21 protein-coding genes and 1 other RNA gene are annotated in these 21,453 nt (G+C 35.5%); 7 read left to right on the forward strand and 15 right to left on the reverse strand.

Features of this window, described 5'->3' with window-relative positions:
- The first annotated feature begins 59 nt into the window (after positions 1 to 59).
- Positions 60 to 326 carry a hypothetical protein gene (locus AEQSU_RS10005; RefSeq protein ID WP_014782741.1) on the forward strand — a complete coding sequence of 89 codons (267 nt, stop codon included), beginning with the start codon at positions 60 to 62 and terminating at the stop codon, positions 324 to 326.
- Here AEQSU_RS10005 and AEQSU_RS10010 read toward each other — a convergent pair.
- From AEQSU_RS10010 to AEQSU_RS10020, 3 genes are all read right to left on the reverse strand, one after another.
- The gene (locus AEQSU_RS10010) at positions 321 to 1,034 is read right to left on the reverse strand and encodes a DUF4369 domain-containing protein (RefSeq protein ID WP_014782742.1); all 714 of its coding nucleotides are present in this window, start codon (positions 1,032 to 1,034) and stop codon (positions 321 to 323) included. The two genes, AEQSU_RS10005 and AEQSU_RS10010, sit on opposite strands and share 6 nt — an antisense overlap.
- Positions 1,035 to 1,228: 194 nt before the next feature.
- Positions 1,229 to 2,566 carry a DUF819 family protein gene (locus AEQSU_RS10015; protein ID WP_014782743.1) on the reverse strand — a complete coding sequence of 446 codons (1,338 nt, stop codon included), beginning with the start codon at positions 2,564 to 2,566 and terminating at the stop codon, positions 1,229 to 1,231.
- Between the two features lie 158 nt (positions 2,567 to 2,724).
- Positions 2,725 to 3,654, reverse strand: a complete 930-nt coding sequence (locus tag AEQSU_RS10020; protein ID WP_014782744.1) for an alpha/beta hydrolase family protein — start codon at positions 3,652 to 3,654, stop codon at positions 2,725 to 2,727.
- 346 nt (positions 3,655 to 4,000) lie between these two features.
- Between AEQSU_RS10020 and AEQSU_RS10025 the strand changes: the two genes are divergently transcribed.
- A complete protein-coding gene (locus AEQSU_RS10025; protein WP_014782745.1) occupies positions 4,001 to 4,834 on the forward strand; it encodes a cyclase family protein in 834 nt (277 codons plus the stop codon).
- A 46-nt stretch (positions 4,835 to 4,880) separates the two neighbouring features.
- The gene (locus AEQSU_RS16440; RefSeq protein WP_014782746.1) at positions 4,881 to 5,177 is read left to right on the forward strand and encodes a hypothetical protein; all 297 of its coding nucleotides are present in this window, start codon (positions 4,881 to 4,883) and stop codon (positions 5,175 to 5,177) included.
- A 1-nt stretch (position 5,178) separates the two neighbouring features.
- Here the strand turns inward: AEQSU_RS16440 and ssrA are convergent.
- Positions 5,179 to 5,577, reverse strand: a transfer-messenger RNA (tmRNA) gene (ssrA, locus tag AEQSU_RS16445).
- A gap of 150 nt (positions 5,578 to 5,727) precedes the next feature.
- Between ssrA and AEQSU_RS10035 the strand changes: the two genes are divergently transcribed.
- Together AEQSU_RS10035 and AEQSU_RS10040 are read left to right on the forward strand one after the other, a co-directional pair.
- The gene (locus AEQSU_RS10035) at positions 5,728 to 6,936 is read left to right on the forward strand and encodes an NAD(P)-dependent oxidoreductase (protein ID WP_042492430.1); all 1,209 of its coding nucleotides are present in this window, start codon (positions 5,728 to 5,730) and stop codon (positions 6,934 to 6,936) included.
- A gap of 29 nt (positions 6,937 to 6,965) precedes the next feature.
- Positions 6,966 to 7,772: an SDR family NAD(P)-dependent oxidoreductase gene (locus tag AEQSU_RS10040; RefSeq protein ID WP_014782748.1), complete on the forward strand. Its 807-nt coding sequence runs from the start codon at positions 6,966 to 6,968 to the stop codon at positions 7,770 to 7,772.
- A 66-nt stretch (positions 7,773 to 7,838) separates the two neighbouring features.
- Here AEQSU_RS10040 and AEQSU_RS10045 read toward each other — a convergent pair whose 3' ends face one another.
- The 7 genes from AEQSU_RS10045 to AEQSU_RS10075 all read right to left on the reverse strand — a co-directional run bounded on the left by AEQSU_RS10045 (position 7,839) and on the right by AEQSU_RS10075 (position 15,340).
- The gene (locus AEQSU_RS10045) at positions 7,839 to 9,806 is read right to left on the reverse strand and encodes a transglutaminase family protein (RefSeq protein WP_014782749.1); all 1,968 of its coding nucleotides are present in this window, start codon (positions 9,804 to 9,806) and stop codon (positions 7,839 to 7,841) included.
- Between the two features lies 1 nt (position 9,807).
- Entirely contained in the window at positions 9,808 to 11,727 is a 1,920-nt protein-coding gene (locus tag AEQSU_RS10050; RefSeq protein WP_169313457.1) for a DUF3857 domain-containing protein, read from the reverse strand.
- 111 nt (positions 11,728 to 11,838) lie between these two features.
- Entirely contained in the window at positions 11,839 to 12,507 is a 669-nt protein-coding gene (locus AEQSU_RS10055; RefSeq protein WP_014782751.1) for a DUF1361 domain-containing protein, read from the reverse strand.
- The gene (locus AEQSU_RS10060) at positions 12,495 to 12,872 is read right to left on the reverse strand and encodes a ribosomal maturation YjgA family protein (protein ID WP_014782752.1); all 378 of its coding nucleotides are present in this window, start codon (positions 12,870 to 12,872) and stop codon (positions 12,495 to 12,497) included. The genes AEQSU_RS10055 and AEQSU_RS10060 overlap by 13 nt, the downstream gene beginning before the upstream one ends.
- A gap of 67 nt (positions 12,873 to 12,939) precedes the next feature.
- Positions 12,940 to 14,289 (reverse strand): cell envelope integrity protein CreD, encoded by a 1,350-nt coding sequence (gene creD, locus AEQSU_RS10065; protein ID WP_014782753.1) that lies wholly within the window; start codon positions 14,287 to 14,289, stop codon positions 12,940 to 12,942.
- Between the two features lie 137 nt (positions 14,290 to 14,426).
- Entirely contained in the window at positions 14,427 to 14,729 is a 303-nt protein-coding gene (locus AEQSU_RS10070; protein ID WP_014782754.1) for a winged helix-turn-helix domain-containing protein, read from the reverse strand.
- 2 nt (positions 14,730 to 14,731) lie between these two features.
- The gene (locus tag AEQSU_RS10075; RefSeq protein WP_014782755.1) at positions 14,732 to 15,340 is read right to left on the reverse strand and encodes a hypothetical protein; all 609 of its coding nucleotides are present in this window, start codon (positions 15,338 to 15,340) and stop codon (positions 14,732 to 14,734) included.
- Between the two features lie 843 nt (positions 15,341 to 16,183).
- Here AEQSU_RS10075 and AEQSU_RS10080 point away from each other — a divergent pair.
- Positions 16,184 to 16,543 (forward strand): DUF1801 domain-containing protein, encoded by a 360-nt coding sequence (locus AEQSU_RS10080; RefSeq protein ID WP_014782756.1) that lies wholly within the window; start codon positions 16,184 to 16,186, stop codon positions 16,541 to 16,543.
- On the opposite strand, the gene kdsA is transcribed toward AEQSU_RS10080, so the two are convergent.
- The 4 genes from kdsA to AEQSU_RS10100 form a co-directional block, all read right to left on the reverse strand.
- On the reverse strand, positions 16,534 to 17,352 hold the full coding sequence (gene kdsA, locus AEQSU_RS10085; protein ID WP_014782757.1) for a 3-deoxy-8-phosphooctulonate synthase: 819 nt from the start codon (positions 17,350 to 17,352) through the stop codon (positions 16,534 to 16,536). The two genes, AEQSU_RS10080 and kdsA, sit on opposite strands and share 10 nt — an antisense overlap.
- A 12-nt stretch (positions 17,353 to 17,364) precedes the next feature.
- On the reverse strand, positions 17,365 to 17,670 hold the full coding sequence (locus AEQSU_RS10090; protein WP_014782758.1) for a type II toxin-antitoxin system RelE/ParE family toxin: 306 nt from the start codon (positions 17,668 to 17,670) through the stop codon (positions 17,365 to 17,367).
- A complete protein-coding gene (locus tag AEQSU_RS10095; RefSeq protein ID WP_014782759.1) occupies positions 17,670 to 18,047 on the reverse strand; it encodes a hypothetical protein in 378 nt (125 codons plus the stop codon). Before AEQSU_RS10095 ends, AEQSU_RS10090 begins: the two co-directional genes overlap by 1 nt.
- Before the next feature lie 92 nt (positions 18,048 to 18,139).
- Positions 18,140 to 19,531: a T9SS type A sorting domain-containing protein gene (locus AEQSU_RS10100; protein ID WP_014782760.1), complete on the reverse strand. Its 1,392-nt coding sequence runs from the start codon at positions 19,529 to 19,531 to the stop codon at positions 18,140 to 18,142.
- Between the two features lie 116 nt (positions 19,532 to 19,647).
- On the opposite strand from AEQSU_RS10100, the gene typA reads away from it, so the two are divergent.
- Positions 19,648 to 21,441 (forward strand): translational GTPase TypA, encoded by a 1,794-nt coding sequence (gene typA, locus AEQSU_RS10105; protein WP_014782761.1) that lies wholly within the window; start codon positions 19,648 to 19,650, stop codon positions 21,439 to 21,441.
- The last annotated feature ends 12 nt before the right edge of the window (positions 21,442 to 21,453 follow it).

Consider the following 21,453-nt stretch of genomic DNA (forward strand, 5'->3'; position numbering starts at 1 on the left):
CTTTGCCCGATTTAAAAAATTACCTAGATTAATTATAGCAATAAAAAAGAACAACTAAAATGGCAAACGTAAGAGATTTAAAAAAAGATATTAACTATGTTTTGGGAGATATTATTGAAGCAGTTTACATGTGGGAACTGACCAATGCAGACAAAGACAACAAAAAAGCTGAGGGTCTTATAGACGAAGCAATTCTTACTTTTGATGAACTAATTACAAAAGTGAACCAAAAGAATGTTGAAAACAAAAAGAAACATTTCACGGCTATAAATGCTCAACTTGAAGCAGATGGCAGAAAGCTTATCGATAAAATAAACGCACTATAATATAGTATCCGCTTTTTTACGATTTACAATAAAAGACTCCAATTCGGTTCCGTATTTGGAGTTTTTTATTTTTGGTGATAAGGCATTATAAACAGTATCTAGATACTTAATATTAGAATCATAAACCTCGCTCAACATCAAATAGGGCGCTACTTCCTGATCTTTATGATTCATTGCAAAATTGATGGTTGCCAAATATTTACTTGTAAGTAATGCCCGCTGTTTCTGATCGATTTTCATTAATGAAGAATCTACATTTTTAGAGTCCACTTTCAATCTTTCCTCAATCAAGCTTAAGTTTTTAATAATGTAACGATCCTTCAGTTTAAGGTATTCTTTCAAAACACTATCGTTTTTAGAACCAGTTACCTTGGCAGCACTTCCAAAGTTTTTCAAGTTGGTTTTAATGTTTAGCTCAGCATTTTCAGCAAAAAAAGCAATGCGATCATCACGCATAGTACCATCTTTCAACCGAACATAGAGATAATAAATCTCTGGACTTTCAATTTTTTTAGAAAAAGAAAAATTTGAGTTTCCATCCACAATAAGGGAATCTATAGTAACCAAAACCGTGTCTTCAAACTTCTGAAGCAACAACGTTCCCTTTTTCAAACCTTTCACATTTCCAGTAAGGTTCATCATTTCTGTATCTGTAGAGCAACCAATAAGGCTTAGAAATACAATTGTAATTTTAAGAAAATAGCGCATTTTATCTTTTTTTAAAGGAATGCAAATATGAATAATTTTTTTCAAAAATAGTTGATAAACTTGAAGCAGGAATCAGGAAAAAGAGATTAAAGAACAAAGAGCATAGACAAAAGAAGCTTTGAACTTTTAATTTTAATTTTTGAAATAGAAAATAGAAAATAGAAAATAGAAATAGAAACTAGAAACTGGAAAGCCTAACTTGTGGAAGCTAATTGCATCAGCACCGTACATAAAATTGCGCCAACCGTTCCAATTGCGTAGCCAAACACAGCTAATAAAACTCCAACTGTCGCAAGTGATGGATGAAAAGCCGAAGCTACAATAGGCGCCGAAGCAGCACCACCAACGTTTGCCTGACTTCCTACGGCCAAGAAAAAATAGGGCGCACGAATCTTTTTTGCAACCAAAATCATCAAGCCGGCGTGAATTGCCATCCAGACTAAGCCAATAACGATTAGCCATAAGTTGTCAAAAATCAAAGTCAAATCCATTTTCATCCCAATGCTCGCTACCAAGATATAGATAAAAACACTTCCAAATTTACTTGCGCCAGCGCCTTCGTAACTTTTCGCTTTTGTGAAGGAAAGCAGGACTCCAATTATTGTTGTAATGGTTATCATCCAAAAGAAGCTGGAATCAAGGAAAGTAAAAATGTTTCGGGTTATACCTTTCGGAATTCCGTCAACCACTGAAGTAAAGAAACTACTAAGAATATCTGCGCCAAAATGAGCAAAACTAACCGTTCCGAAGGCTATTGCAGCAAGAATCATTAAATCTGTAAGCGTTGGATTTCTTTCTGATTTTTTGGCGTAATCAGAAACCTTCTCCTTCAAGCTTTCAATTGCAGAAGTATCTGCTTTTAACCACTTATCAATTTTTTCGGACTTTCCAATTCCGAAAAGAATTACGGCCATCCAAATATTGGCAACCACGATATCTACAAAAACCATCCCTCCGTAAAGCTTTTGGTTGTAACCGTAAATTTCTAGCATTGCAGTTTGGTTGGCTCCACCGCCAATCCAGCTTCCTGCAAGTGTTGACAGTCCACGCCAAACAGCATCAGCGCCAACGCCGCCGACCGCTTCTGGGTGAATGGTCCCAACTATCAAAACAGCAATGGGACCGCCAATAATAATCCCTACCGTTCCTGCAATAAACATAATAAGTGCTTTCGGTCCTAAGTTGAAAACACCCTTTAAGTCAATACTAAGCGTCATCAGTACCAAAGCAGCTGGCAATAAATATCTGCTGGACATATAATAAAGACTTGTACTTCCAACGGAAACATCGCCTGTATCTGAAATGGAGGTCCATTCTGGTGAAATTACTCCTGTAGTTGTAAACAACGCTGGAAGAAAATAAGCCATGAAAAGTGCGGGCACAACACCGTAGAATTTTTTCCAAAAACCATCTTCGCGTGAAGAGGTATAAAAAATGAAGCCTAAGGCTATCATTAAAATACCAAAAACAATGGTATCATTAGTAAATAGAGGAGTAGTGTCCTTTATGATTTCGATGGTTGTATCTTGCATTTTGGATGGTTTTGACGCAAAATACATATTTATTTCAGAACTATGAATTCCGAATTATGAATTGTCGTTAATTTTTGTCAGCCCTTAGTTTCATATAAACAGTAGATTTATAAACCGTTCCACGACGGACAGGGATCTAAACTCATAAACTTATCAACTCATTTCGCAATAAAATCACTTACAGTATGAATCAATTCAGGCATTACGGGAAGGTTGTAAATATTGTATGATTTGGTATTTTCTAAATCATTTCCTTGAATTTCTTTGAAAATATGATTCATATTAGAAATGATTTTATATTCAGCATCTGGCTTTGCGTTTTTTAGCATTTCAGCTTCAGATACTTGTACTTGAATGTCTTTATCACCATTTATTATTAAGACTGGAATCTTCAATTTTGTGATTTCTACTTTAGGATCATATTGCATCCAAGTGTAAATGAAAGGTTGAATATCTTTTCTGAAAATGGAAGCCAGCCCAGGACTGTAGTTATTTGCAACACCGTTTGCCCGAAGATCCTCAAAAGAAGTTCGTGCATTTTCCACAAGACCCGGTGCTTGTTTAGTGAGTTGATCTACAATTACAGCATCAATTCTCTGTCCAGCTCCAGCTAAAGAAACAAAACCATCCGCACCATTTTGTGCCGCAACTATGCCAACTAACGAACCTTGACTATGCCCAATAATATAAATTTTTGAAAACCTTTTATCGTTTTTGAAATATTCAAGAACGGCGATGGCATCAGTAATAAAATCGTTAAAACGAATCTTTTTTTCATCTACAGAGCGTTGTTTCATTTGCTTTACAATTCTTTTATCGTACCTAAATGTTGCGATATTATTTTCGTAAAGTCCTTCAGCTAGAAATTTTGAGGAATTGTTTTCAAGCATTTGCTGGTTTCCGTTTCTATCCGTTGGTCCGCTTCCGCCAATAATTATTGCCAACGGCAATTTCTCTGATGTTTCAGGAACTATTAAAGTGCCATCAATTAAGGGTGTAATGCTTAAATCTTCAGCATTATAGATTTTCTTTTGGGCTGTGGCAATAATTCCGAAGAAAAGTAGAATGATTATTAAGGGCTGTCTCATATATTTTTTTTAAAGCTACTGATTATAACCTTTGGTTTGGAAAAAAAGTATAATGGTTTTGTTAGAAAATTTCAAAAATATAACAATGAAAAAATCTAAATGCATTAATAGGGATGAGTCTTAGGTACAAAATTGAAAAAGCACACTTTTATAGGTTAGTATAATATACGTATTGATACGTATTGTGAAGTCTTTCAGAATTATAGAAATTTGAAGGAATAAGAAATTTAGCAAGTTAGATAACTTCAAATTTGTTTTTAAACCGATCGACAATTGGATTTCTTGTGCTTTTGAAGTTTAATCAATATTCCTTTTAAATTTGAAAACAACCATTAAAACCAACCACATGAAACTATTTATAACTTTTATCGCAGTATGTTCCATATTCCTTGGATGTGAAAATAGGACTGCCGTCACTTCGCAAGAGCAAACTACTGCTTCCGATGAGAAATCAATTCTTGACGGAAAAATTATAGACCTTACCCATACATTTTCAAAAGAAAGTATTTATTGGGTTACCGCTAAAGAGTTTAAGTTAGACACAGTCGCTTTTGGTGAAACCAAAGGTGGCTATTTTTATTCCGCCAATAATTTTGAAACTGCGGAACACGGCGGCACGCATATAGACGCACCAATCCATTTTGTTGCAAATGCAGAATCTGTAGATCAAATTCCCTTAATCCGATTGATGGGAAACGGTATTAAAATAGACGTTTCAGAAAAGGTGGATAACGATCGCGAATATCAAATTTCAATTTATGATTTTACAAATTGGGAAAAAGAAAACGGGACAATTCCAGACAATGCAATTGTTTTATTGGAAACAGGTTTTTCTATTTTCTATCCAAATAAAAAAGCATACTTAGGCACAGACGAACGTGGTCAAGAAGTTGTACAAAAATTACATTTTCCAGGCCTTTCGCCCGAAGCTGCTAAATGGTTGGTTGCGAATAGAAATATTAGCAGCATTGGGCTAGATACAGCAAGTATAGATTATGGACAATCAACTATGTTTCAAAGCCACGTTATTTTGCTTTCTGCCAATATTCCAGCTTTCGAAAATGTTGCCAATCTTGAAGAATTACCAGCTAAGGGTTTTCAAGTAATAGCGCTTCCTATGAAAATAAAAGGTGGTAGCGGCGGTCCATTGCGCATTATTGCTATTGTTCCAGGGAATTAAAAGTTACAGTAGCTTATCGAATAAACAGTGAAAAATTAAATTTTCAATGAATATAACCAAAGAAGCAAAAGGGTCAATTCTGAGCAATTTATTGAGCCGAACACCGCATGCCATCACGATGCTTTTTGGGATTATAGTACTGGTTTCAGTATTAACGTATATTCTACCGGCGGGAACTTATGATAGAGTGCTTCTAAACGGTAGGAATGTAGTGATTCCTAATTCGTATAAAACAATTGCGGCTTCCCCAATAAGCATTCTCGATTTATTCAAAGCCATTCCATTAGGGCAATTTCTCCATAAAACAACAAAACCACGCCTATCGGCGTGGCTTTCTAAGTAATCAGTGGAGCCGGGGAGATTCGAACTCCCGTCCAAACGCGCAATTATAATGCCTTCTACATGCTTAGTTTTCATTTAGATTTTCGTGAGATTGCCGGTCGAAAACTACCAACGCACCCCTTATCTTTACTTGAGCTTCACGGCAACATCAAAGCACTATTGCCGCTAGGTTTACTTTTACGAAGCCACTAAATCAACCGCCGCAAACCAAGGCCGTTGAGTGACTTCCTGCTTACCCACCTTGTGGGCCGAGGCACATCCTACTATGATTCGGATTATGCAGCTAGGGCGTAGTTATTCTCGCCGTTTAAAAAGTGTGAAATATGATATTTACGAGCTATATCCCAGCGCTCGACATGCTTACAATACAATTAGACCCGCTGTCAAAACCAGTCGGCCCCATTATTAGTATTCAGTGTTCAGTTGCAGTATTCAGTGGTTGCGTTAACTTGAAACTTGAAACTAGAAACCTGAAACGCGCACCAAAGATACATGAAAAACCCTATCTTTGCGACCGCTTTAATTTATTCAAAAAACATACCAGAATGCCAATAACCTTCGCTATCATTAAAGAACGCAAAAACCCGCCAGATCGTCGGGTGGTTTTTTCACCAGAAAAGTGCCAAGAAGTCATAAAACAATTTCCAGATGCTAAGATAATCGTGGAAGCGTCTGACGTTCGCATATTTTCTGATGAAGCATATCGCGATGCAGGTTTTGAAGTGAAGGAAGATGTTTCGGAAGCAGATGTAATGTTAGGAGTGAAAGAAGTTCCTGTTGACGCGCTAATTCCAAATAAAAAATACTTTTTCTTTAGCCATACCATTAAGAAACAGCCTTACAATCGCAAACTTCTAAAAGCGATGCTGAACAAAGATATTCAAATGTTCGATCACGAAACCATTGTGAATGCGGACAAACAAAGGCTGATTGGTTTTGGTTATTACGCAGGTTTGGTAGGTGCTTATAATGGTTTTAGAGGATTGGGATTGCGTGATAATTTATTTGAATTACCAAAAGTGGAAAACCTTCCAGATCTAGATGCTGTGAAAGCGGAATTGGACAAAATATCACTTCCGAATATAAAAATCATCCTTTCTGGAACTGGAAAAGTGGCAAGAGGAGCAAAGGAAATATTAGATCATTTAAAAATATGCGAAGTTACCGATGCGGAATACCTTTCCGAAGAATTCAATGAACCAGTTTATTGTTTGATAGACGTTTCAGAATACAACAAACGCAAAGATGGTGGCGAATTCAATAAAGAAGAATTTTACGAAGATCCATCCGATTACGAAAGCGATTTCATGAAATACGCCAAAGTGAGCGATGTTTTTTTTACAGGTCATTTTTACGGTAATGACGCACCTTATTTTTTCACGAAGAAAGACGCCAAAAACCCAGATTTCAAAATAAATCTGGTTGCAGATATTTCTTGTGACGTGGACGGGCCGATAGCCTGCACGCTTCGCGCTTCCACTATTGCAAACCCTTTTTACGGTTACGATAAAAAAACGGGAAGTGAAACTGCCTATGATTCTCCAAGCGCAATTACAGTAATGGCAGTAGATAATTTGCCTTGCGAATTGCCGAAAGATGCCAGCGAAGGTTTTGGCGAAATGTTTTTAGAAAACGTAATTCCCGCTTTCTTTAATAACGATAAAGACGGAATTCTACAACGCGCCAGAATAACAACTGAAGACGGAAAACTTACTCCGAGATTTGTATATCTACAGGATTATGTGCAATTTGCCGACTAACAATTTCACTTTTCGTTAACAGCTAGCAATTGGAAAACACGAAACAGAAAAATCAAATAGCACTCGTTACTGGCGCCGCTTCAGGACTTGGGTTTGAACTGGCCCTGCTTTTGGCCAAAGATAATTACGACCTGATTTTGGCAGACGTAGATGCTGAAAAACTACAAAAAGCGAAGGAAACCATCACTTCAGAATATGCTTCAGAAGTACAACTAATCATTAAAGATTTAAGCAGGAATAATATAGCCGAGCAAATATTTCAGGATTTAGACGGCAAGCCCATTGACGTACTTATAAACAATGCTGGTTTTGGAATTTTTGGAAGTTTTATTGATACCGATTGGCAACGCGAAATGGATATGCTGAATCTGCACGTAATGACCACAACGCATTTAACCAAACTAGTGCTAAAAGGAATGGTTGAGCGCGGTAGCGGAAAAATATTAAATATGTCTTCGTTAGCGGCTTTTCAACCAGGACCTTTAATGTCGCTGTATTACGCTTCCAAAGCATATATTCTTTCCTTTTCTGAAGCAATTGCGAATGAGTTGAAAGGCTCAGGTGTTACCGTTACTTGCTTATGTCCTGGACAAACCAAAACCTGCTTTCAGGATGTAGTCTCTAATGGTTGTAAGGCTTCAGATAATAAAATAAAATTTAATATTGGTTCTGCAAAAGAAGTTGCTGAATATGGTTACGAAGCCATGCTGAAAGGTAAGGTTGTTGCTATTCCTGGAAATATTAATAAATTTCTTTCTAAACTACCACGTTTCGTTTCGAGAAATACTGCAACAGCTATCATCAGAAGGATTCAGGAGAAGAACAGAGAGGGTTAGTTTTCAGTCTCAGTGTTCAGTCTCAGTGTTCAGTCTCAGTCTCAGTAATCAGTATATTAATAGCTATCAGATTTTTTTTAATTCGATGGGTTCATCAGATTGAATTTTAATCAGTTCACCAAAAAATTCCTGTAAAGATTTATAGGCTTCAGGTTCAAATTTTGGGTTGTTAAGTTTAACGCTGAGCCTAATATTTACCTTACTTCCAGAGACATCATAAATAACCGAAAGTTCACCGTCATTCTCTGGCAATTTCAACAATTTGTTTGCGGGAACTTTTACGATTTGATACTGGTCTTTCACATCTATGGAAACCAAATAATTGTTTTGTATTGGAAAACCGAAATCTATTGGATAAAGCCGTTTTTCAGCAGAAAAAGGATTTTCAGAGAAATAAGTTTGCATCACAAAAGGATAAAGAAAGAACGTACTTCCAACAGCTTGGTCGTGCAATGAAATATCATAACTTTCTTTATAAGGCTGTTCTAAATCTTTTTCGTTTTCAATAGTTAGGTTTGTAACATCTAAAAATTCATTTCGGCTTTGTTTCTTTTTTATGATTTCATCTTTTCTGAAATCATTGTATTCTTTTCGTTTATAAACCGAAATATAACCCGTGGAAACCTCGTTTACTTTTCCAGAAAAAAGACCAGATTCATTGGCAGAAAGCTGCAAATTCACATAATGCATGTTTTTTGCAATTGGTGCAATCGGTTCCCAATAACTTCCTTTTTTGAAATCCAAAACACGTCCTTCTACATTCAAATCTCGAAATGGAAGCACGCCAAAAGGAGTTTCTTTTTCCGTAGCGTCAAGCAAGTATTTTTCATTGTTAATGGTTAGTAGTACGATGGCGTAATTAAAATCGGTAAGTACAGGATATTGCTTTGTTGGCAAAGCTCTATCGCGAGTGGCAATGAGCATTATTTTTGCGTCAAGACCTGCAACTTCCAACGCATTGATTAACCCTAAATTGATTTCGGAACTATTGCCCGTTTTCTTTTCAAAGGCTTCTTTTACGCGAATATCTTGAAGAATCCGCGTTTCGTTATTCCAAGCCATGTTTTTCTGAATAAAATAGTAAACAGCTTTGGCGCGTTCCAATTCATTTGAAATTGTAGTTACGGAAGCAGGAATTTGCTCCTGAAAATAGCTGTTGTACTTTAACTGGCGCCCCAAATCTTTATCATAACGAAATTCACGATCTACATCATCCCAAGATTTTGAAAAGGCTGATCTACTTTCATCTAAACTGATAACATCTCTAAGCTCAAACTTCATCGATGGAATGTAATTACTCTTGGAAAGCATATATTTTTCTTCCTTATAAGCGGGAATCGCTTTCATTGCATAGGTGGCAGATTCACAATCGGCAGGAATTTTAAAACCAGGTAGATGAAAACAATCCTTTTTTATTTCGGCGTGGTTTACATCTAATTTTCGATCGCCATAAAGCGTGCGGTTATAGGTGTAGTTTCCAGGAATTTCTGTGTGAAGTTCAGAATAGATTGTAGGCAGTTCATTCATAAAAACCCAGCCATCCAGTCTACTAAGAAAAGGTGTTTCAAGGCGGTAAGTATATTCCAAAATACTGCCATCCTGCACATTTGCAAAAGTGAATTTTTTGATGGTATAATGCTGCCCTTCCTTAATATCAAAGATTGCATTGTCACTTACGAAGACTTGTGATTTGCCATTGTGGGTAACAGCTCTCAAGCCTTTTATATTTTCGTTAACCTCGTTTTCGCGGTAATATGGAATTTCAAAAGTTGCATAATCAAAGTTCTTGGCGTCAAAAACCTTAATCTTTCTATGCACTTCTTTTATAAGCCTTATGTAGCCATCGGCAGCATCTACGGTGTAATTGCCTCTTTCATATAAAACAACGCCAGTTGCCTCGGGATCTAAAGGATAGCTTGTTAATGCAAATTCTTCTGCCAAAGGCTCGCCGAAGGTTTGAACTCTACTAACTTGTGCAGATAGCGAAGAAAGCACAAGAAAGCAGTTAAGAAGAAGTAGTGTTTTTAAAAGCATATTATATTTTTTTTAATGTAATTGGTTCGTTTTTCAACGTGGTTACGATCGTGCCAAAAAACTCTTTTAAGGATGCATACGCATCGTTAGGAAAACGAAAAGCATTAAGTTTCATATTGAAACGGATGTTTATTTTGCTTCCTTCGGCAACATAAGTAACCGAACATTCACCATCATCATTAGGAAGTTTGATGCTTCTACTTTTTGGTAATTGTTCAACTTCATAAACCTCGCCCAAATCGATGGATATTAAATAGGTGTTTGAAAACGGAAAGCCGAAATCCATCGGATAGCTACGTTCCTTCATTTTGAAAGGGTTTTCAGAAATATATGTTTTGTTGAAAAATGGATAAAGAATCACTTTGTCGCCCACAGTTTCGGGTTCTATGGAAATAGTATAATTTTCTTTTAGCGGGTTTTCAATTACGTAGAGGCCTTCCACTTGGTAGTCTTCAATTTCGATTCCTGCTTTGTCCTTTTGTTGAGTTTTTATATATTCTTGAAGCGATTCTTCGTCAATAGTATTTCTTTTTTTCAGGGCAATGTAGCCATAACCAGCTTGGTTCACTTTTCCGGTAAAATTACCATCAGTTTGAGCAGTTATTTGTGAATTTACATAATCTATGTTTTGCTTAAAAGGTTCAATGGGCATCCAGTAGCTTCCTTTACTGAAATCCATTACACGGCCTTGAACATTTAGGGCGCGAAAGGGTATAAGGCCGAAGGGAGCTTGTTTATCTGTACCGTCAAGTAAAATTTTTTCGTCATTTATCATTAGCACCGCTAAGACATAATTAAAATTGGAAAGAACAGGGTATAATTCTGTAGGTAAACCATTGTTTCGGATGGATAGTAGTACGGGCATAGCATTAAGTCTTGCAGCCTCAAGTGCATTCACTAACGAAAGATTGATTGCAGCTACGCTTCCTAATTTATCTTTGAAGGCATCTTTCACTTTAATTTCATAATTAAAAAAACGCTTATTCCAAGTGTATTCTTCTTGTATAAATTTATAAACAGCTTTGGCACGATCAAGATCATTTTCAATTTTCAAAATATCATTTGGTATTTTTCTTCTGAAGTAATTATTTTGATTCAATTGTTCTCCAAAGTCATCATCATTTTCAAAACGTTTGTCAACATCTTTCCAATTTCGGGTAAATACTTGTTCTCGCCAATCAATTTGAAAACTTCTAAAAGACAAGGGTTCGTAAACAAGTTTAGAAACATAATTCTTTTTGGCCAACATATAATTTTCCTCGGTAAATGATGGAATATTTTCCATAGCGTAAAGGTGAACTTCAGAATCAACCTTACTTTTATCTGGTAACAAACACCCCTTCTCCTTTAACGACAAGTTTTTTATTGCTAATTCCTGATCTCCGTATAGAATACGGTTATATTTCAAATTTACGGGCAGTATAGTTTGGAACAAGCTGTAAATTGTGGGGAGCTCGTGTTGAAATTCCCATCCATTCAAATAATAAAAAAAAGGGCTTAAAATGGTATACTTATATTCTAAAATACTTCCATCTTGAACATTTGGAAAGGTAAATTTTAGAGTTTTTATGGAACCTGTTTCCTGTGTTTTAAAAAATCCACTTTCCGATACGACACTTTGTTCCGTCCCATTGTGGGTTATAGCTTCATATTCTAGAATTTCCTCTTTGCTCCAACTATTTCCTTCATAATAAGAGATTTCTACAGTGGAATAATCAAATTTTTTTGCATCAAATACCTTAATTTTTCTATAGATTTCCTTGACAAGATAAATTCCTAGACCAACCGACTTGACATAATAATTGCCAGATTCATATAAAATTATCCCAGGAGAATCAGGCTCAGGTTCGTACTTTTTGAGCGCAAATTCTTCTTGGGTGGGTTTGCCAAACCTTTCAAAACGCGGTTTTTGAGCATTCAAATAAAAAAAATTTACGAGAAAAATTAAAAGTATGCCTCTTTTTATGTGCATTTAAAAATTTATAATTTGTTTCTACCGCAAAATAGAATAAATAATAGAATAATAAAATTGTCAAGCCATCATATATCGAAAAAGGAATTTTTCAAAAAACCAATAACTCAATTTTAGAAACAAACCAAAAAAAATGGTGAACAACCACGCCTGAAGGTTGTCAATTGGGTTGGTAAGTATTGCGAAAATGTCCATTAAAAGTCCAAAAGGGGTATGAAGCAAATCCCAAGAATTCCATCGTAAAACCCTGCCTAGATACATTCCAAAACTCACCATAAAAGGAAGGATTGCCATAAACATTGAAACCAGTTTAATACTGAAATTTTTTAAAAGTACTTCCTCAATATCTCTAATTGAAAAAATATAGTAGGTGATGCCCGTAATTGCAAAAACGGAAATCATTAAACCGTCAAAGCCAATCCATCCAGAAGGACTTAAGCGAAGGTGAATAAAATCTGTCAGTAAATACGGTGCATTTGGAAGAAAAAGTATCCAAACTATTAATAAAAAATATGGTTTATGTTTTGTCAATTGCTGTTTCGTTTTAATATAAGTGGAAATGAAAAAAGGAATCATCGCCAAAAATAAATTCCACGACAGAAATAGGTAGAAGAAGGAATAGGTAATTTTCATTCGAATAGTAAGAAGGAAAATACTCAAAACTGTCAACAAAAAAAGTGGAAATAATATGTTGAAACGATCAAAGAGAAATGTTTTTATTTTTTGCATTCTTTAGTGATAAGATTTTCGATTAATAAAATAAGGAGAAAGCCAATGAAATATGCTACAAGATCCCAAACGTCAAACACGGAACCGATAATGGTTAAAAGTACTTTTGATTGTACTTTTTGTATTTCCGCTAGCTTGAAATATTGTAAAATTTCCACAAAAAAGGCAAAAGTTAAAACTGAAATAGCAATTTTGAAAACGTTTTTTCTGATGAAAATTTTTAAGAAGCAATACAGAAGCACTATTACCAAAACATCACCCAAAAAACCTCTTATAAAATAGCTAAAGTGAAAATAAGCGATTGCGAATTCAATTAAAAGTACGATTACGAATGTGCTGAAATAATTTCTGTTAAAATAAAGCATACTGAACGTTTTGGATGAAAACCTCACAGGTTTTAAAAATCTGTGAGGTTTTTTACTAGCACTGTTATTAGCTTTCATTATTCCAGTCAATTCGTCTTGAAGCGAACATAACAATCGCCAAAATCAAGAACAGGCCAATGCTGCCAACCAAAAGTGCATAATTTTCCAGCTGAATAATCACGTAAATAAATCCATAAAGTGAAGCCAACGAACCGCAGATAAGCAATGGAAACTTAAACCCTTTCAGAATAGCTCGGGAATAAACTGTTATCAACGCAAGTACCGAAAACGCGGCAATAGCATAGGCCTTAAAGAAATTACTATGTTCCGAAATTGAAATGAGCAGTGTATAAAACATTACCAAAGCCAAACCAATCATCACATATTGAAACGGATGTATGTAAATTTTGCTAACCAATTGTATCAACAAAAACACAAGCAGCGTTAGCCCAATAACCATAAATCCGTATTTGGCGGTGCGTTCGCTCTTTTGATATTCATCCACGGGAATGATAAGTTTCGTCCCAAAAGCCGAAGCCGAAAGGTCTGGAAGATACCCGAAAAACGATTGCTCAAATTGCCGGTTAATTTGTAGCACCCGCCAAGTGGCCGTAAAACCGTCTTTGCTTATTTCCTTGTTGGTGTCTTCTGGCAAAAAGTTTCCATCAAAACTAGGGGAGTGCCAGTTGGATTTCATCGTGGCATCAGTTTCTTTTCCAATAGGTAGAAATTTTAAACTTTCACTACCGTTTATTTTTAAGTCGAAGGAAAAAGGAAGTGGTTTTGTAAAAAATTCTTTAGCGTCGGGAATGTTGTTACTCTGAATAGTATTTAAATATTCTGTGGAATATTGCGGCGTCATGGAAAGTGCTTCAGAATCCAGCTTCACGACTGGCGTGGTTTTAATACCCTTCAAATTTGAAGTTTTCAGAATAACGGTGGCTTTTTCCCAAAGTATATTTTCATCGGCAATATCAGTATTTGAGAAATCAATTTCAGGAAAATTACCTTTCACATTAATTTCTGCGGAATAAACTACAGATTCGTAAATACTTCGGTTTAAAGGTTTAGTGTCCACCTTTGAGGCAATGTTCAGTTTATCTGGGAAGAAGTAAGCATTCTCAACGGTTTCCTTCGTTTTTGTGTAATACGAATTGCTTTTTTCGTTAAAGATCTTTTCTTCGGAAATCACTTTATAAGGAATTTTCACTATAGGGCCTGAAAGCAAAACCTCGTTGCCCCACTTTTCGTTTATTTCTCGGATAACTTCTTCTTGCCGGTACGCTCTCTCATTTATGAGCGATTTCACGAATTCCAACGGAATCAATAATACCAATAATAAAAACCCGACCACCAACATTCTTGCGGTGATGGAATTACGCATCCAATTGCTGAATTTACTTTTTTTCTGTTCCATGATTTTTGTGTTTATAGTTTGTATTTAAAAGTTTATGGTTTCTTGTCGAATCATTTTATAAAGTACTTTGTTTTTCAAAGCAAAAGAATAAAAAAAAGGTTTTATTTAATTTCATCATCCCCTTTAGGGGCAAGTGATTAAGACTTAGGAGGTTTCCCAATCAACCGCTCCAAAGCCTCAATATGTTTTTTAAATTCAGCACGGCCTAGTTTCGTTGCAGTGTAATTGGTATTGGGTTTTCTTCCCACAAAACTTTTTTCAACCAGAATATATTCAGATTGTTCTAGTGCTTTTATATGGCTAGCTAAATTACCATCAGTAACATCCAGCAATTCCTTTAAGCGATTGAAATCGGCATCCTCATTTACAACAAGTATACTCATAATTCCCAAGCGAATACGATGATCGAATAGTTTGTTTATGTTGTCAATTATTCCCACGTTTAGTTTTTTCGCTCTTTTATATACATCATGCTTCCGTAAATAATGTGGAAAACGCCGAAACCTAAAAGCCAAAACCACATACCATAACCAGGCAGGACGGCGCAAATGAGGCCGATAATGATTTCAGCATACCCTAAATATTTTACATTGCCAATGGTATATTTTGAAGCATTCACAAGTGCAAGTCCATAAAATATAAGCATCAATGAAGCGGTTAATCCGTAATGCTGGCTGTTCAGTTTTATGATGATGTAAATCCCACCAGTAACTAAAGGTATTAGAAAATTCAGCAACAAGCGCCGAGTTGTTGTATCCCAGATTTTTTCGTTGTTTCTTTTTGCTCTTCGGGTAGTTAAAAGGTAAGCGGTAACAATACTTAGCAATGCTACTGAAGCCAAAAGCACTACTAATAGCTTGAAGTTTAGACTATGGAGTGTAAGATATTCTCCAGGTTTAGGGAAAAGATAAACATACGCAATTGCTGCACCTACTATTGCGTAAAGTCCAGCAAAAATACCGGAAAGGCCGCTGAGCGAAATAAACCGAGAAGAGCGGTCCATTAAATTCTTTATCTCGCTAATGTCTTTTAAATAATCTTTTTCACTCATAATAAAGTACTTTGTAAAACAAAGTAAATATAATTAATTTTATCCTGCAACTATATTGCTAAAATAATTTCGCGCTGTCAAAGCCCGCCAATGCTCAAAACAGGAAAAACCCTTAAAAAATAAGGGGGATTTCACTCTTGACTGGCCTTGTTATATGCCGCATCTTTGTATCACTAGACATTAATTGGGGAGTTAATAATTAGTGATTTTGAAAAGGTTGTCCGTTTTGGACAGCCTTTTTTTTTTACTAATTTAACAGAAATGTTATTATTGGTTTTATTAATCTAAAAAACGCCATAGGACGTTAAGACCTAGGACTAAACTTAAATAGTTAAAAAACACAGTTTTTTCACGAAAATACGTCTTACGTCCTATGTCTTAACGTCCTAAGTCAAATTCAACATGTTTTTTCGATTAATCTTAAGCTAAAAAAGGGGGAAATCCCCCTATGAAAAACAGGGTTTTCCCTCTTGATTAGTATTGAAGTTCTTCGCATCTTTACATCAGCTAATTAATTGGGGAGTTAATAGGGCAATGATTGAAAAAGCTGTTTCGTTTAGAAGCAGCTTTTTTCTTTTGCAACATATTGAAAAACAGGAAAAACCCTGTAAAAATTTGGGGGATTTCCCTCTTGATTGGTATCTGTTTTTAGTGCGATATTTGAATACTTATTTAATTGGGGAGTTTTGTAAGTGTTAAGATTAATCGCTGCTCCCTAAAAAGAGCAGCTTTTTTTTATTGATAATCAACCAAATTAAGTTTTATAAATAATTTGTTTTTAGCCAAAGTGCCCTGCCATCAATTAATGGCAGGGCACTTTATTTTTTTAGTATCTTCACGGCTATGAATCCAGCGGCCTTATATATCTTGGAAAAGCCAGAACCATTTCGGTCAATACTGCTTCATTTGCAGGCTACTGTGGAAACTGTGATTCCAGAAGCAGAATTGTTATACAAATGGAGACTCCCTTGTTTTTATATTGAAAACAATCCGTTTTGTTTTTTGAATTTTTCAAAAAACTATGTCGATTTGGTTTTTTGGCATGGCGCCCATTTAACGCAACATACTGAATTTTTGATTTCTGAAGGTAGAAAACATATGAAATCCCTTCATTATAAAACACTTGAAGAAATAGATCAACAAATTTTAAAAGAGGTTCTTTTGGAAGCTCATTCCTTACGTGATAGGAAATATTATAAATGATTAATTGTCTTCCTAATTGCTACAAGATCTGTCAACAGTTTTTCCAGCAGACTTAGGTCAAGCATATTTGCACCATCACTTTTAGCATTTGCTGGGTCAAAATGGGTTTCTATAAAAATTCCATCTGCGCCAGTTGCAATTCCAGCTCTCGCGATTGTTGAAATCATTTCTGGCCTTCCGCCAGTAACTCCTGCACTTTGGTTGGGTTGTTGCAGGCTATGGGTTACGTCCAGAACAACTGGAGCATATTGTTTCATTGTGGGAATTCCTCTAAAATCCACAATCATATCTTGATAGCCGAACATTGTTCCGCGGTCAGTAATCAATACTTGCTGGTTGTTGCAATCTGTAACTTTGGTAACGGCGTGTTTCATACTTTCTGGACTCATAAATTGTCCTTTTTTCAAATTTACAACTTTTCCAGTTTCTGCGGCGGCAACTACTAAATCGGTTTGGCGTACTAAGAATGCTGGTATTTGCAATACATCTACATATTCCGCAGCCATTGCGGCATCGCTAACTTCGTGGATATCTGTAACTGTTGGAACATCAAAAGTTTCGGAAACTTTCCGAAGTATTTTTAGCGCCTTTTCATCGCCAATTCCCGTAAAGCTATCAATGCGGCTTCGGTTTGCTTTTTTGAAACTTCCTTTAAAGATGAAAGGGATTTCAAGGGTATCAGTAATTTTCAAAATCTTTTCAGCAATCTGCATTGCCATTTCCTCACTTTCAATGGCGCAGGGACCGGCAAGTAGGAAAAAGTTGTTGGAATTTGTATGTTTTATTTTTGGGATTAGGTTTAGTTGCATTTTGTGTAATGTCTATAGGTTTGTGAGTATTGCTTTCAGGGTTTTTGGATCTTTTTGATTGTTCCAGAATAGGAGGAGTTCAATCATATCCTCGTTTATTACTTTATAGTAGATTGTAGTTTGTTTGGAAATAACATAAAAATAGGTTGAAGTTAAAAAGGTGCTTTTACCTTGAATAATTCCGGTTTTCAATATTTCAATAAATTCAAAAACTAATTTTGAAAACTTTTCGACTTCGTCTATGTTCCATTTCCTTAAAATAAATAAAGATTCATCCTCATAGGACTGAAATGCTAAATCGGTCCAATCTACTTTCATTATAATTGAAAACCATACTTATTGTTAATCAATTTCTTAATCTCATCATTAGATCGCGTTTGGCCGTTTTCTCCTTGTTTAATTGCAATTTTCAATAAATCTTTTATTTCTTGAGGTGGATTTGCTAAATCTATTTTTCTTAATCCATACTTAGCTCTCGTTTCTCTCATAACTTCTTCATTGGGAAAAGTTTTACCTTCATCAATGTGTTTCATTGATTCCTTTAAAAGCTCTTGAATGGGTCTTGGTAAATCATAAAACCAATTTCTAGGTTCTTTATCAAAGGAGTTTATTACTGTTACTAAATGTAGTAACTCCGCTTCATTTGCCGTTTCAATCTTTTTTATCAAGCGTTTTTTTAATTCTTGGGTTTCCATAATTCTTGATTTTCTTGATTTCAAAGATAAGGATTAATGAAATAAGTTAGTAGGTTGGCAATACTCCGTTTATCAATCTATACTTACTAAATTTATTGCCTCAAAACTTTAAATGTCTGAAAATTTCCGCTTTCATCTTCAATCTTCAGAATATAAACGCCCGATTCTGCTTTTGAAATATCTATTTGGTTGTTTTTTGAATTTGTTTCGATTAATTGCCCTAAAAGATTAAAGGTAGAAATCTTAGAAATCGATTCTTTGGATTCTATTGAAAGTAGACCATTCGTCGGGTTTGGATAAATTTTATAGTTGGCAATTTCATTTTCTGAAATGCCCAAGGTGTTGTTTTTGTACCAAGACAATTTGTTATTACCTGCAGATGCCGAAGCAATATCGAGCCAACCATCGCCATCAAAATCTGCCGCTTTAGCATCACTTGCAAAATCAGCTGCGGCATTTATAATATTAGGCGTTCCGAATGTCCCATTTCCGTCTACATTTTTTTTCCAAGAAAGCTGATTTAAATTTCTATTCCATAGTAGCATGTCATTGTCATTATCATTGTCAAGATCATAAAAAAGGTATTCATCATAAAAATCTAATGGTATAGATTGAAGGTCTCCAAAATTTCCTTGATTATCTAAGTTTTCAAGCCAATGGGTGCTTACGACGGAATTATCATCTATAGAGGTAATTATTACATCCTTTTTTCCATCTGTGTTTATATCTGCATATTGAAATTCAATAATATTCGTGCCTCCAGATTGAACATAAAGGAATTGATAAATAATCTGCATTGGGTCAAATGTTGCATTTCCTAAATTTTTATACCAAAAAATCTTACCTTGAACATAAACAAATTCTGTTGCCAAAATATCCAATAAGCCATCGTTATCAATATCTACAAGTGCTATTTTAGCAAATTCATTATCATTTTGAATCAATAAATTTTCTTCACCGAAAGTACCTTGACCATCCTCATTTTCATGCCAAACAATCTTCACGCTAGAACTATTGGCCAATGCAACAATCAAATCTTTATCCCCATCATTGTCCATGTCCAAATATCTAACGGAAGAAATAAAATCCTGTTCGTTTATAATTTGTTCTGGTCCAAAATTTCCAGAACCATCAATGTTTTCCAGCCAAGCAATGTAACTCGCATTATTGCTATGATATAAAATATCCATATCGCCATCATTGTCAATATCAACAAAATCAACTGAAAGATAATAAACAGGAGTTTCATTGATAATAATTTCTGGACCGAAATTTCCGAGACCATCAAGATTTCGGTACCAACTCATGTTATAAGTTTCTCCAGAAGCAGTTAAAACATCAATAAAGCCATCATTGTCTATATCAAAAGGAATGGATAAATAAGGTTTCACTGTAGTCGTAGAAATAATCTGCTGGTCCCCAAATTGCGCAAAGCCTGAAACAGCGTAGCATATTGAAAGCGCGAAAAGTAGAATTGTCTTCATATTAAAAGATTTAGAATAAATATATCCTATTTTTTTGACAAAATAAAATCACAACTTTTATTTCTAATTCACTTAGAAACACTACTTTTGCACCCTCTAAAAAAAGGAGCATTGTTATGAAAGTTAAAAACATCGCCATTATTGCCCACGTTGACCACGGTAAAACCACCTTGGTAGATAAAATTATGCACCACTGTAGTATTTTTCGTGAAAACGAAAATACTGGAGACCTTATCTTAGATAATAATGATTTGGAACGTGAACGCGGTATTACTATTACTTCAAAAAACGTTTCAGTAATATATAAGGATACTAAAATTAATATTATCGATACTCCTGGTCACGCCGATTTTGGTGGAGAAGTAGAGCGTGTATTAAATATGGCAGATGGTGTTTGTTTGCTGGTAGATGCCTTTGAGGGGCCAATGCCACAAACACGTTTTGTGCTTCAAAAAGCGATTTCACTTGGGTTGAAACCTTGCGTGGTTATTAATAAAGTAGATAAAGAAAACTGTACACCAGAAGAGGTACACGAAGCAGTTTTTGATTTAATGTTTGAATTAGGTGCCGAAGAATGGCAACTAGATTTCCCAACCGTATACGGTTCTGCAAAGCATAACTGGATGAGTGACGATTGGAAAAAACCAACAGATAACATTGAGCCTTTACTAGATATGGTTTTGGAACATGTTCCAACCCCAGTTTTTGAAGAAGGAACTGTGCAAATGCTAATTACTTCATTAGACTTTTCATCATTTACAGGACGTATCGCTATTGGTCGTTTGCAACGTGGAACTTTGAAAGAAGGTATGCAGATTGCGCTAGTTAAGCGCGACGGGAAAATAGTAAAATCTAAAATAAAGGAACTTCATACTTTTGAAGGCTTGGGTCGTAAAAAAGTTTCTGAAGTACAAGCAGGAGATATTTGCGCTTTGGTTGGTTTGGAAGGTTTTGAAATTGGTGATACTGTTGCCGATGCTGAAAACCCAGAAGCATTGCAAACCATAGCTATTGATGAGCCTACAATGAGTATGCTTTTCACTATAAACGATTCTCCTTTCTTCGGAAAAGATGGAAAATTTGTTACTTCACGCCATATTAGAGAGCGCCTTGAAAAAGAGTTGGAGAAAAACCTTGCCTTACGCATGGAACCGACAGACAGTGCTGATAAATTTATTGTTTTTGGCCGTGGCGTTTTGCATCTTTCAGTTTTAATTGAAACAATGCGTCGTGAAGGTTATGAATTGCAGATTGGTCAACCACAAGTTATCATCAAGGAGATTGATGGCGTTAAATGTGAGCCAGTTGAAGAAATGACTATCGATTTACCTGAAGAAGTGAGTGGGACAGCCATCAATATGGTTACCATCCGTAAAGGCGAAATGCTAAGTATGGAAGGAAAAGGAGATAGAATGATATGCAAATTCATTATTCCATCTCGTGGGATTATAGGGATGCGTAACCAATTGCTTACTGCAACTGCGGGTGAAGCAATCATGACACACCGTTTTCTTGAATACCAACCTATGAGAGGTGGAATTCCAGAAAGACAAAACGGAAGTTTGGTTTCTATGGAACTAGGTTCTGCAATTCCATATTCAATTGATAAATTGCAAGATAGAGGTCGTTTCTTTGTAAATCCTAACGAAGATATTTATGAAGGACAGGTTATTGGTGAAAATACACGTCAAGATGATATGGCTGTAAACATCACTAAAACCAAAAAAATGTCAAACGTACGTTCTTCGGGTGCTGATGATAAAGCTAAAATTATTCCAGCAGTCAAATTTTCTTTGGAAGAAGCGTTGGAATACATTCAAAAAGATGAATATGTTGAGGTTACACCTCACTTTTTAAGACTTCGTAAGATTCATTTGAAAGAAACAGATCGTAAGCGAAACAAAATATAGATAAAAGAAAAA

Source organism: Aequorivita sublithincola DSM 14238 (assembly GCF_000265385.1).
Taxonomy (GTDB): Bacteria; Bacteroidota; Bacteroidia; order Flavobacteriales; family Flavobacteriaceae; genus Aequorivita; species Aequorivita sublithincola.